The organism is Janthinobacterium sp. PC23-8, assembly GCF_002250505.1.
Taxonomy (GTDB): Bacteria; Pseudomonadota; Gammaproteobacteria; order Burkholderiales; family Burkholderiaceae_D; genus Janthinobacterium.
The window spans coordinates 1,461,803-1,474,465 of sequence record NZ_NJGY01000001.1; the positions used below are offsets into that span (position 1 = coordinate 1,461,803).

7 protein-coding genes and 1 pseudogene are annotated in these 12,663 nt (G+C 51.9%); 2 read left to right on the plus strand and 6 right to left on the minus strand.

Features of this window, described 5'->3' with window-relative positions; genetic code table 11:
* Nucleotides 1-464 precede the first annotated feature (464 nt).
* Entirely contained in the window at nucleotides 465-1,631 is a 1,167-nt protein-coding gene (locus CD932_RS06305; RefSeq protein ID WP_094441887.1) for a DUF3800 domain-containing protein, read from the plus strand.
* A gap of 460 nt (nucleotides 1,632-2,091) precedes the next feature.
* On the opposite strand, the gene CD932_RS06310 is transcribed toward CD932_RS06305, so the two are convergent.
* Nucleotides 2,092-4,248 carry a DEAD/DEAH box helicase gene (locus CD932_RS06310; protein WP_094441888.1) on the minus strand — a complete coding sequence of 719 codons (2,157 nt, stop codon included), beginning with the start codon at nucleotides 4,246-4,248 and terminating at the stop codon, nucleotides 2,092-2,094.
* Nucleotides 4,241-5,884 carry a dsDNA nuclease domain-containing protein gene (locus CD932_RS06315; RefSeq protein WP_094441889.1) on the minus strand — a complete coding sequence of 548 codons (1,644 nt, stop codon included), beginning with the start codon at nucleotides 5,882-5,884 and terminating at the stop codon, nucleotides 4,241-4,243. The genes CD932_RS06310 and CD932_RS06315 overlap by 8 nt, the downstream gene beginning before the upstream one ends.
* 960 nt (nucleotides 5,885-6,844) lie before the next feature.
* On the opposite strand from CD932_RS06315, the pseudogene CD932_RS06320 reads away from it, so the two are divergent.
* Nucleotides 6,845-7,935: pseudogene (locus CD932_RS06320) on the plus strand (IS5 family transposase).
* A 403-nt stretch (nucleotides 7,936-8,338) separates the two neighbouring features.
* On the opposite strand, the gene CD932_RS06325 reads toward CD932_RS06320, so the two are convergent.
* The 4 genes from CD932_RS06325 to CD932_RS06340 form a co-directional block, all read right to left on the minus strand.
* A complete protein-coding gene (locus tag CD932_RS06325; RefSeq protein ID WP_094441890.1) occupies nucleotides 8,339-9,637 on the minus strand; it encodes an MFS transporter in 1,299 nt (432 codons plus the stop codon).
* 451 nt (nucleotides 9,638-10,088) lie between these two features.
* A complete protein-coding gene (locus CD932_RS06330) occupies nucleotides 10,089-10,409 on the minus strand; it encodes a thioredoxin family protein (RefSeq protein ID WP_094443490.1) in 321 nt (106 codons plus the stop codon).
* Nucleotides 10,410-10,453: 44 nt separating this feature from the next.
* Entirely contained in the window at nucleotides 10,454-11,149 is a 696-nt protein-coding gene (locus CD932_RS06335; protein WP_094441891.1) for a fumarylacetoacetate hydrolase family protein, read from the minus strand.
* An 82-nt stretch (nucleotides 11,150-11,231) separates the two neighbouring features.
* Nucleotides 11,232-12,524, minus strand: coding sequence for an MFS family transporter (locus tag CD932_RS06340; protein WP_094441892.1), 1,293 nt, complete (start codon nucleotides 12,522-12,524; stop codon nucleotides 11,232-11,234).
* Between the last annotated feature and the right edge of the window lie 139 nt (nucleotides 12,525-12,663).

Here is a 12,663-nt window from a genome sequence, read left to right on the forward strand (position 1 = left end):
CGTCATTTAATTTCGAACGGATGCTCGTCAATGCAGCATCTAGCCCACGTGGCTTCGACGGTATGAAGTGCGCTGGGAAGAGCGTCTCGAAACCCGCACCTCGTCCAAATCCCTGCGCAACGCGTATTAAAACTTCTACGGAGTCGCAACCTCCCAACTCGAATCGCTTAAAAGTACGCAACGGAATACCGCATCTCTCAGCAAATGTTGTCTGGGTAAAGCCCAATTTCTTACGTTCCATGCGAACGCGATCACGTAGCAACGCGAGTACGTCTTGGCTTTCCATCGCGTTGGCACGCTCAAAGCTAGGTATAGGCATAAGAAAAGTGCCAAGTTTGGCACTAGTGCTGTGGGTAAGTCGCATTGTACCTATTTTTTGGCTATCCTACGCTCAGCCTTTAAGCATTTAAAACCTTATTAGAATTTTCCGACGGCTGACCGATGTGGCACTAACAGGAGCATGCATGAATAATTACGCGGCCTACATAGACGAATCTGGCAATCACGATCTCGCGACTGAAAAAGAGGGGGCATCCAAATATTTTTTAGTGTTGGCAGTTCTGGTCCCACAGACTAAAGTCTCCGAGTTGGAGGCTGCGATTGAGGTAATCCGCGCCAAACATTTCGGCGTGGGAGAGATGAAGTCGAGCAATGTAAAGGATAAGCGTAGAATTCGGATTCTTGCAGAGCTGGCACCAATAGATTTTCAATTCTATGCTGTTGCAGTCGATAAGGAAAGAGTGGACAAAGACAGCGGACTGAGACATAAAAAATCATTTATAAAATTTGCCAATGGACGACTATACTCCGCACTTTTCAAAAATATAGCTGACGTTTCGATTTTCGCTGATGGCCATGGAAGCCCTGAATTTACTTCAAGTTTTACAAAATACATTCGCGAGAATCACAAACCGGACCTGTTCTCCACAGGTGAACTGAAGATGCTAGATAGTAAGACAAGCGTTTTAATTCAGTTGGCTGATTTTCTTGTCGGCACCATAGCTAAGCTCTACGAAAAAAAATCGACAGAGCAATTCCGGAAAAATTTTTTAACGTTTATCACAAACAAAAGAATTCGTGTGGATGAGTGGCCTCCGCGCTATGAGTGGCACGGTAAAGAAATCTCAGGGTCAAATCAATTAGACGAAAAGATTCGTAATATTTCATTAAATTCAGCCACTAGCTTTCTCAACCGTTCGTCGCAAGACGATGATATAGAAAGAAGAATTCAAGAAGCAACACTTCAATTCCTGCTCTTCCAAGCAACGTTCTCGACAAATGAAGAAGTCCATATTCCAACCCAGAAAATCGTAGAACACCTGCATCTACATGGGTTCACTGAAGTAACAAAGCATTACTTAAGGTCAAGCGTCATATCGAAACTTCGCGACCATGACGTGATTGTTGCAAGCTCTCCTCGCGGGTACAAAATCCCTACGTCCTATAGTGATATTGTCGAGTTCGCAGACCTAGTTGACGGAATCGCGTCACCTCTTCTAGCTAGACTGGATCGAGCAAGTGACATTTTCGATTTAGCGAGTATTGGACAAATCCGAATTCTCGATGAGCCACGATTTAAACGTCTTCGATTTATGCTTGCAAAACTAAAAGAGGCCAGCGATGTAAATTAACTATGAGGTTTTGGACTCAGCGCTTATAAGTTTCAACGCGATCGCCTCAACCCCTTTGTTGGCGCCGACCGGAAACTGACCCACCGGGTCAAGTTTTGATAGCCAGACACACGGTTGGGTCGAGCCTACTCGGCTCCAGCTCTTCTATGCTTTAGTCAACAAACAGCGGCCCCGGGCGCCACAACCGCTGAAACTTAAAGTCAGGCTCTTCTCAGCGTGAGGCGCCGAGCTGTGGCAGCTTGTAAAAGGAGGGATCTAGAGAGATAAGACACAGCTAGTGCAAGCGAACCGTCCACCATCTTTCTCCCGCAAACCATATCATGTGAAACGTCGAAGATCTGGGGTCCTCCAGATTTCAAAAAAGCTCTCAAGAATGGCACGTCATGCCTGTATAAAAGTGTAATATCGTAGAAATGTATTCTAAAACATTAACGTTTTCGTTAGGAACGTGAATGCTTAATTATGTCAATGCACGTGCTATAAATTTTTTATCTAAGTCAGTAAGATTCTTCATGGATCGATACCGAAGGCGGAGATAACGTGCTAATACGTTAACATTTACTTTTGCCAAGCGCTCACTTTTTATTTTACTAAGCGTTTGCACGGGAATCCCCATCTCTTCAAGCGCAGAAAATACACCGGGAAGATGGCTATTTTCAAATTTAGCTTTAACATAATCGAACTGAGCCGAGAAAAGGAGACCGCGCTCATTAATAACGTGATTTATAAGATCTTGCAGAAGAGACAATGTCCGAGGGACTGCGAATCCAAATATATTACGGATTATTTTTAGATCGCGATCCATAGCAGTGGATTTTAAAATATCTGTAGCATAATGCAAATCTATCCACGCAATTATTTCGTCGAGATATGACTGATGACTTTCTGCAAATAAATAACGCGAAATTTTTAATTTCAGGTCCGATTCTTGTGAATGCAAGTTCAAATGCAATAGTGTTCGGTATTCTGCAATTCTCAATGCGTTACACATTAGCTCTAGCTGAGCTGCGCTAGGCTTCTTCGAACAAGCCTCCTCCAGTTCATAATTTGAATGAGCTTTTACTGCCTCCAGAACTGCACGGAGAGTCTCTACCCGATATGTAGCATGCTTCTTCAGGATCGACAGCGGTACATGACTCGAAGCAATATAGTCACTCAACGTGCCTGCAGCAGCCTCTTGGACATGTTCCGTTTCAATACCCGCTAGTAAATTTGGTGGCGTGGAGGAGCTTTGTAGACCGAGCGGAACATCAACAATTCGCCCCTCAATTGTATCTTCAGGAATTTTTTCGAGGCAATGTACATTTCCAACAAAATGCACATTCATACGACCCGCACGTCCTTTTATATTATTATGAGTGAATCGATCAATCGATCCAGTTCCGCTTCGATTATCAAATACAACTACCGTTTCTGCATTTGTATTTACACCCTCAATTATTGTGGCCGTACAAATCAACACCTTTAATTTTTTCTCATTGAATAGATCAATAGTGTATTGCTGAATGGCGCGAGGCAAAGAACCGTGATGAATACCGATGCCGGCGCGCACTGCACGAGAATATGCCCAGGTCGTGCTGTAGTGAGTGTCGATCCAGTCGGTATAACTGGAACGAACACTTGCTCCAATTTCATTTTCTATCAAACTCTCCACGATTTCCGCTGCTGCCTGTGGAGAACGACAATAAATAATTGTTTGCTCACCAGAAGTCGACCCAATGGGCCTAAGTATTTTCAACAAGGCTCGGGTTTTTTCCTCACGATCGTTCGCAGGAATATTATATTCTGTAACATTTACCGCTACTGTATTAAATGCAGAAGGTACGAAAACATAATTTCGACCAAAGTCGTTTAGTCCGCGCACCTCGTCAACGCTAGGGCCGATCATGTAAAACTGTTTACTTACGAGCAGTAATTTACTCAGGCAGATATTTAGTGAGATAGTTCTTGCGTCAGCATCATTTTTTTTGAAAGCCAACTTGTAAAACTCATCAATTACGAACAAATCTATGTGTTTGAGATCAGTTCGTTCATTAATGCGCTCTTGGGTGAGCACGAACACTGTTTTCCGTGAATCTCGTAGCTCCTGCGAATTATGAGAAATAACATCATAGCGCGACGCAAATTTGTGGGCAATTCGTCGCCGTGTCTCATCAATAAGTGCAATTGTGGGCACTACGATAACCACTCGAAAATATTTATCACTTGCTATGAGCGAGTCAACGATTGCACTTTTCCCCATACTAGTCGGGGCGCTCAATACGACATTTCTACCCTCATTTAGTAATTTCAGGATTTTTAGCTGCATCGAATGATATATAAATCCGGGCAGATAAGCGGCTCGGTATATCTCTATAGCATATTGCTCCTCGATGGAGATTTTCGCGAACTCACTACTAAGATATGGATAAAGACCCGCCTTACGCACCATAGCTTTCAAGATACCAAGATGGTTAATGAATTTCTCTTTAGCATCTAATGCACGAATGACCAGCTCTCTACCAAGCACTTCCTCGTATGGATTCGAGAGCAAACTGTTCGCAGTGCTCAGGTATACGAAAGTATCTAACTGATTGCTCCCAAGAGAGCTTATAGCAGTCTCGAATTTTTTAGACATATTTTGTGCTTTGCAATTTCTCGGCAACAGCTTGTTGCAACGTCGTTAAACAAGGGTTTGGGAAAAGATATACAAAAAATCTCATTTTATGGAAAAATGTATCTTTCGACAAAAGAATGGAAATCATATCTTGAAATAATAATTGCGCTTCTAAAAGGTGAGCATCATTACTACTCAACTGGCCGCGCAACTCAAAATGAGATGATTTATAACCTAGAAATATCACAAAGCAAAACCGGTCGATATTGTCATCAATTGGGATGCTTTCGTTTAGCAAGTCTGCGACATCGTGGTTAATAAAATAACTATCCTCTTTTATATCCAGAATTCTACGTCTTTGCTTGCCAAAATCATTTGATATTAATAGATTTATCTTTTCAGCTAATGATTCCATCACATCCGGAAGATCCGCGCTTTCGGAAAATTCGCTTATTCCTAACCAAAGCTCGTCACCAGCAGATCGTTTCACAATATGAATATTTTCGAATTCGTCGAATGCAGCGCCTGCATCTACGTACAAGGTAGCCGGAACCGGTTGACTATCCGAAAAAAACCGTAAGGCGGAGTGCATTAGAACACGCCCAATAAGCGAAGCTAGCTCTTTCTTTTCTTTATTTAGCCTTTCTGCGATCAGGTTAAGCTTTCCAAGCACACTCTTCCCAGTATTGTCTGCCAATTCGCTAGGCCTTAGTAATATCTCAGGCAACCACTCCACGACAGATTCTGCAATATATTGATAGCGATATACTCCTCTTTCATAGCCTTGTCCAAGCGCCATGCCCGCGAGTTTTTCCGGAACTCCCAAATCAATAAATTTAACTAATATTGGATTCTTTGATCCAACACCGTTAAAGTAAACTTTTTTGTAGATAGCCGTATTTTCGCCAACCAGTATTATTTCATTGCTAAACCACGAAATAAAGTCTTCACGTTTATAAGTTTTATCGTCAGCAGTATATATAGTTCGAGATAATGCACTTTTTTTCGTAATTATCGTCAGTATCGAGTTAAGGATCGCTTGATCCCCAACTCCTGGCTCCAAGACAATACTTTGTGAAATTGCTGCTTTAAGTATCGAATTTCTTGCCCGAAGCTCCAGTATCTCAAGAGAACTCGCGACTTCCCAAAATGCATTATCTACCCATTCCTTCACCGCAAGCCCGCTAGAGGTGACGTAAGAATTTAGTTTGGTCTCAAGCGAAGATATAAAGTCCGATCTCGCGTTATTATCAATTCTCTTATTAGGCGTCGTTCGCAAATACAAAAGTTCTTTGCGAACATCTCGCATACTCAGAATTCGAAATTTCGCTACTCTACCAATACCCTTGCACTGCATCGATTTATGAATAATAGAGTCTTCACTAGGAAGAGGTTTTGGCTTCCCTTTCTCTTTTTTTCTTTTGGTCACAGCGCACACTTCGGTGATGGTCCACTTACTTTCACCATCTGTAGTTTTAACCTGAACAAATTCTTCGTGATCATCAAAAATAAGGTCTATATCGTCTGTTACCTCACATCGCACAGCAAGCAAAGTTTTATCGGTTAACATTTGGATGACATATAGAGCGGCAGCATAGTCTTGGAAAAGAAATCCTGCCTTCGCCCCCACGCCGCCAGCATTTGAAGAAATCATCATAGATAAATTGGACTCATGCAAATAACATACAAAACAATGGTTGAGAGACTTTGTGTGTCCATTCTAACCATTTATTCAGAGAAACTGAAATAATTAGTGTAGCCCTGACCGCTTCGTTACCTATCAGCGAACATTTTTGTCTGCTCGGAAGCACTCCCCCCCCCCGCGAGCAGCAAGTTGAAGATTGCCTCGCCTTATTTGCGCAAAAATAGGTAGACTTAAAGTTGCTGGAATGACATTTAGTTGACCCTGGTGGGTTCTCTTGCTAGATTTAGTGTATGAGCTCGCAGCACGGTGGCGCTTCAGATTATGACTAGATCACATCAGCCTCTGACTTCCGGCGGAAAGCGGTCTGATAGCAAGCGCATATGGCATATTGATTCCGAAGTATTCATTCCATTCGGCAAAGTCAATAGCGAACCCATCGGGGATGCGCTCGTCTTCGGCAAGTAATAGTTTTCGATCAGCGTCTGCTGCGTTACGCCGTAACGACTGCGATCCGTTTCAGTGCCAGCGCCGACCAGGTAATGCGCCATACATTGATCCGGCGCTGGCCCTCGCCGTCCTTGCCGCTAATTACTTTGCTCGCTCGATAGCTTGCTTGCCTCTCCGCTGCCGTTTCCACCATCGCGCTCTCCCCTGAACATCGTTTATAGCGTCGTTACGCTGTAACGACGCTATAAACGAAAATTTGAGGTTCATCCATGACTCGGCAAAATTTCACCTGCGTCAGATTCGACTGTTCCTGAGCAACATCGGCGAATGCAACGATCACATGAGTTCGCCAAGTTGGTAAAAATGTTACAGGAATCCCATTGCGAATTCGCGTAAATCTCGATGCATTCAAGAGATTTTCGGCGATTCATTCACCTTAACAGGGTGTTGAATTAATCGCTGTGCCCGTCAACCGTCACGGGCCGGTAAACGTTGTTGCATCAGCCCCACTTCCCCACCGCCATCATGCGCAAGACCGACGTCACCCAGCACTCTCTGTACAGCTACCGCTCGTTGGAAGAACGCATCCCGAATGCGCATCCCTTGCGCAAATTGCGGGTGCTGGTCGACGCCATCCTGGTCAATATGAACGATGATTTCCAGGCGCTGTATTCGCGTCGGGGCCGTCCTTCGATTGCCCCGGAACGCCTGCTGCGCGCCAGCCTGATCCAGACGCTGTTCTCCATCCGTTCCGAGCGCCAATTGGTGCAGCACATCGATTACAACCTGCTCTACCGCTGGTTCGTCGGCATGAATCTCGACGAGGCCGTGTGGAATCACTCAACCTTCAGCGCCAACCGTGAGCGCCTGTTCAGCGAAGCGATGACACAGCGTTTCTTCGCCCAGGTGCTGCGCATCGCCGAATGGAAAAACCTCGTTTCGGACGAGCATTTCACCGTTGACGGCACCATGATCGAGGCGTGGGCATCGGTCAAGAGCTTCACCAGGAAGGACGGCAGCGGACCGCCGCCGAGCGACGGCGGGCGCAACGCCACGGTCGACTTCAAAGGCGAGAAACGCTGCAACGAGACGCATCAATCGACGACCGATCCGGATGCGCGCTTGTACAAGAAAGGCGACGGCGATAAGTCAAGGCTGTGCTACCTGGGCCACGCGCTGATGGAGAACCGCAATGGCCTCGTGGTCGATGCCACCACCACGCTGGCAAGTGGCACGGCCGAACGGGACGCGGCGCTGATCATGGCCGGGCGCAGCATCGACAAATCCGGCGCGACGCTGGGCGCCGACAAGGGCTACGACGCGGCCGCGTTCGTCAAGGAACTGCGCGCTCTGGGCGTGACGCCGCATGTGGCGCAAAAAAACACAGCGCCATCGATGGACGCACCACGCGCCATGCGGGCTACGCGGTGAGCATCAAGAAACGCAAACTGGTCGAAGAGATCTTCGGCTGGAGCAAAACCATCGGCGGACTGCGCAAGGCGCGCTTCGTCGGCCTTGCGAAAGTGCGTGCCCAGACCACGTTTACTTTCGCCGCTTACAACCTGACACGCATGGCGACGATCTTTGGCTGGCGGTTATCGGCGATGGTGGGATAGCTCCGTCCAAAGTGGGTAGAAAGCGCTAAAAAATGCCAAAAATCGGCCTGAAAAGTGGCTGAAAACTGCTTTTTAGGAAAAAAGCGGCTTCCAGCCCAAAAAAATCGCATGTCGGGAGACAAAATCCGAAGGACTGGGTTCCTTTTTCAACACCCTGTTAACGGTCACTTTTTTAGGCGCTCGCGACCGGTATCAATGGTAGAGCCAATTTCCGTTACCTGAGCAGCTGCAACCGAGCATCCATGCTGCCTCCAGCGAATCCGAACTGTTCACCTATCCCACCAAGAATTTGCAGCATTGACAACCCGCTGCTGCCTTGCGCAGCGGCGGTTTTTTTCATGGGCGCATATGAAAAAAATGCCGGTTCATCGGAACCGGCATTTTTAATCACAGACTGCGTCGATTACTCCCACGCTTCCTTGCCCGCACGTGGTTTGCCCACCAGCAGCAAGGCGCCCAGGGTCAGCAAGGCGGCCAGGGTCAGGTAGTAACCTACATATTGCAGGCCGTAGTTGGTGCCGAGCCAGGTGGCGATATACGGCGCCAGCGAGGCGCCCAGGATGCCGGCCAGGTTGAAGGTCAGCGAGGCGCCCGTGTAGCGCACTTCCGGCGGGAACAGTTCCGACAGCATGGTGCCCAGGGGACCATAGGTCATGCCCATCAGGCCCAGGCCGACGGCCATGAACAGCGTCACTTCCCAGGTCACGCCCGAGCCGAACATGGGCGCGAGCACCAGGCCGAAGACGGCGATGGCGACCGAGACCCAGATCAACGTGGTGCGGCGGCCGCGGCGGTCCGCCAGGATGGCCGAGAACGGGATCGTCAGCGCGAAGAACAGCACGGCGAACAATTGCACGATCAGGAATTCCTTGCGCGTGAAGCCCAGCTTGGTGGTGCCCCAGCTCAGTGCGAACACCGTCATCAGGTAGAACAGCACGAAGGTGGCCAGCGCCACGATGGTGCCCAGGAACAGCATGCGGCCGTGCTGGCGGAACACGGTGGCCACCGGCAGTTTTACGCGTTCGTTCTTGTCGAGCACTTTCTGGAAGTCCGGCGTTTCGGTGATTTTCAGGCGCACATACAGGCCGACGATGACCAACAGCGCGCTGGCCAGGAAAGGAATGCGCCAGCCGTAGCTGAAGAACTGCTCTTCGCTCAAGGTTTCGCTCAGCAGCAGGAAGATGCCGCCCGACAGGAAAAAGCCGATCGGCGCGCCCAGCTGCGGGAACATGCCGTACCAGGCGCGCTTGCCCGGTGGCGCGTTTTCCGTGGCCAGCAGCACCGCGCCGCCCCATTCGCCACCGAGACCCAGGCCCTGGCCGAAGCGGCACAGCGCCAGCAGCAAGGGCGCCATGGTGCCGATCGCGGCATAGGTCGGCAGCAGGCCGATCACGACGGTGGAAATGCCCATCGTCAGCAGCGCCGCCACCAGGGTCGCCTTGCGGCCGATGCGGTCGCCGTAGTGGCCGAACACGGCCGAGCCGATCGGACGCGCGAAAAACGCGATGGCAAAGGTGGCCAGCGACTGCAGCACGGCGGCCGACGGGTCGCCGGCGGGGAAAAACAATTTCGGGAACACCAGCACGGCGGCGGTGGCGTAGATATAGAAGTCGAAGAACTCGATGGTAGTGCCGATCAGGCTGGCAAACAGCACCGTGCCTGCCGAATTTTTCTTGGGGGTAATGCTCGGGGTATTGCTCATGTACTGCGCTCCTTGGGGAGGGTGTCTAAAGGCCATTCTCTGGATGTTTGTTCAGGCGGCAGCACGGCGCGTTGTCTCGACGCGTCGCTGGCATATCATAGCCGCGCGCGCTCGCGTTTGCTGCGCATTTGCCAATCAATGTGCAAACAAAAAAACAACGTTCGTGCGCAATCCGGTGATCCGGGGCACGGCAGGAAGGGCGTCAGGGGATGAGGACGTGTGTCAGCGCCCGGCGATTGCCAGGCATTTCCGTACCAGAATTGCGCGTCGCATCGCGGCATCGGTCATTTGTGGTGAATCCTTGCCTGCGGCCGCCCGCGGTGGAGCCGGCCGTGATGATCGCGCCTGCATCTTGTGAGGGATGCGGTTGATCTTGCTGTATGGATTCATGATACGCGTAGTGGTGCACTGCGGCAAGAAAGTTGTGGCGCGGCGGCGCCACGGGCCGCATTCAAATGTCGATCAGGGCGAACGCCTGCCCGATCTCGCCGCTGTCGAGCGGGCGCACCAGCCGCGCCACTTCCTGGCCGTCCTTGAGGAAGATCAGGGTTGGCCACAGCTTGACCCTGAACGAACGCCCGAGCAGGCGGCCGCTGCCGTCCTCCACGCGCAGGTGCGGCACGTCGGGGTGGTGTGCAAAGGCGGCCGCCAGCGGCGCGTCGGTGGCGCGGCAATGGCCGCACCAGCCGGTGCCAAATTCCAGCAAGGTCGCGCCCGGCAATGCGTCGATGTCGGCGCGCGTGGGCTGCGCCACGGCGTAGGTTTTGCTCATCATCGGTGTCTCCTCAAAAAAGCCAGTAGCCTGATCAGGCCGCGTCAGACGACCTTGAGGCGCAATTCGCCCAGGCCGGTGATGGTACCCAGCAGTTCGTCGCCACGCTGCACCGCCGCCACGCCGGCCGGTGTGCCCGTGTAGATCAGGTCGCCCGGCTGCAAGGTGAAATAGGTCGACAGGTCGGCAATGGTTTCGGCCACGTTCCAGATCAGTTTGTCGATATTGCTGCTTTGCCGCACGGCGCCATTGACCTGCAGCGTGATGGCGGCGCTACCGATCTCGCCGGCCTGGGCGGCCGGAGTGATGGGGCCGATCGGCGCGGAGTATTCAAACGCCTTGCCCGTATCCCAGGGCCGGCCCAGTTTTTTGGCCGCGCCCTGCACGTCGCGGCGCGTCATGTCGAGGCCAATCGCATAGCCCCACACATGCTCCATTGCCTGTTCCACGGCGATATCGCTGCCGCCCTTGCCGATCGCCACCACCAGTTCCATCTCGTGCTGGAAGTCCTCCGTTTGCGCCGGATACGGCAGTTCGCCGGTGGCGCCGTGTGCCACCGGCAGCACGGCGTCGGCCGGCTTCATGAAAAAGAACGGCGCCTCGCGGCCCGTGTGGCCCATTTCCTGGGCGTGATCGACGTAGTTGCGACCCACGCAATAAATGCGGTGGACGGGAAACAGGGCCTGCTGACCGACGACGGGCACGGCGGCCTGCACCGGTGCGGCGAAAACATACGACATGGTCTCTCCTGGAAAATGGGGTAAAAAATGGCAGCCATCACGCTGCCATTTCCTGAGTGCTTATTCTACGACGTTTGCATGCTTATTTCAGCAGGCCCGAACGGCTCGGGTCCGGCATGCGGATGGCCACGATAAACGAGATCAGGCACATGACGGTGACGTACCAGTAGAAATACTCCTCCACGTGCCAGGCCTTGAACTGCAGCGCCACGTATTCGGCCGAACCGCCGAACATGGCGTTGGCCACCGCATACGACAGGCCCACACCCAGCGCGCGCACTTCGACCGGGAACATCTCGGCCTTGATCAGGCCGCTGATCGAGGTGTAGAAGCTGATGATGGCCAGCGCGATGATGATCAGGCCAAACGCCGCGTACGGGCTGCTGATGTCTTTCAGGGTGTGCATGATCGGCAGCACGCACAAGGTGGCCAGGCCGCCGAAGAACAGCATCGAGGTGCGCCGGCCGATACGGTCCGACAAGGCGCCGAACACCGGCTGCAGGATCATATACACCAGCAAGGCGCAGGTCATCACGGCGCTGGCCGTCTTGGTGTCCATGCCGGCCGTGTTGACCAGGTATTTCTGCATATAGGTGGTAAAGGTGTAGAACACCAGCGAGCCGCCGGCCGTAAAGCCCAGCACCGTGACAAAGGCGCGCTTGTGCTTGAGCAGGCCGCGCAAGCTGCCCGCGTCCTTGTCCTTGCGCTCGCTGGCGGTGGTCGTTTCGGTCAGGGACTTGCGCAGGTTCAGCGACACCAACGCAGCCAGCGCGCCAAACACGAAGGGGATGCGCCAGCCCCAGGCACGCAGCTCTTCCAGGGTCAGCAGTTGCTGCAGCACCACCAGCACCAGCAGCGCCAGCAACTGGCCGCCGATCAGGGTGACGTACTGGAACGAGGCGAAAAAGCCGCGCTTGCCCGATTCCGACACTTCGCTCATGTAGGTGGCGCTGGTGCCGTATTCGCCGCCGACCGACAGGCCCTGGAACAGGCGCGCCAGCAGCAGCAGGAACGGCGCGAAGGCGCCGATGGTGTCATAGGTGGGCATGACGGCGATCATCAGCGAGCCGCCGCACATCATCAGCACGGAAATCATCATCGACTGACGGCGGCCGTATTTGTCGGCGATGCGGCCGAACAGCCAGCCGCCGACCGGGCGCATCAGGAAGCCGGCGGCAAAGATGCCGGCCGTTTGCAGCAGCTGCGTGGTCGGATTACCGGAAGGGAAAAAAGCGTGCGAGAAATACAGGGCACAGAAGGAATAAATATAGAAATCGAACCATTCCACCAGGTTGCCGGAGGAGGCGCCGATAATGGCCTTGATGCGTTGCTGGGATGTCAGCTGCGCAACGTCGTGCGGTGTGTCATGTGTCATAGGCGTCTTCTTGTTCGTGTAAAAAAGGCAAGGCCAGCCCGGGTTTTGGGGGCTGGCCTTGCCATCATACGCGCTGCAAACGCGCCGCGCGCCCGCCCGGCGTACGCATAAATACGTATGCCGGGCAATCGCTCCGCAG

What these genes read in the sequence shown, in the direction of transcription:
- CD932_RS06305 (WP_094441887.1), top strand. Translation starts at nt 465, where the DNA reads ATGAATAATTACGCGGCCTACATAGACGAATCTGGCAATCACGATCTC.
- CD932_RS06310 (WP_094441888.1), bottom strand. Translation starts at nt 4,248, where the DNA reads ATGTCTAAAAAATTCGAGACTGCTATAAGCTCTCTTGGGAGCAATCAG.
- CD932_RS06315 (WP_094441889.1), bottom strand. Translation starts at nt 5,884, where the DNA reads ATGATGATTTCTTCAAATGCTGGCGGCGTGGGGGCGAAGGCAGGATTT.
- CD932_RS06325 (WP_094441890.1), bottom strand. Translation starts at nt 9,637, where the DNA reads ATGAGCAATACCCCGAGCATTACCCCCAAGAAAAATTCGGCAGGCACG.
- CD932_RS06330 (WP_094443490.1), bottom strand. Translation starts at nt 10,409, where the DNA reads ATGAGCAAAACCTACGCCGTGGCGCAGCCCACGCGCGCCGACATCGAC.
- CD932_RS06335 (WP_094441891.1), bottom strand. Translation starts at nt 11,149, where the DNA reads ATGTCGTATGTTTTCGCCGCACCGGTGCAGGCCGCCGTGCCCGTCGTC.
- CD932_RS06340 (WP_094441892.1), bottom strand. Translation starts at nt 12,524, where the DNA reads ATGACACATGACACACCGCACGACGTTGCGCAGCTGACATCCCAGCAA.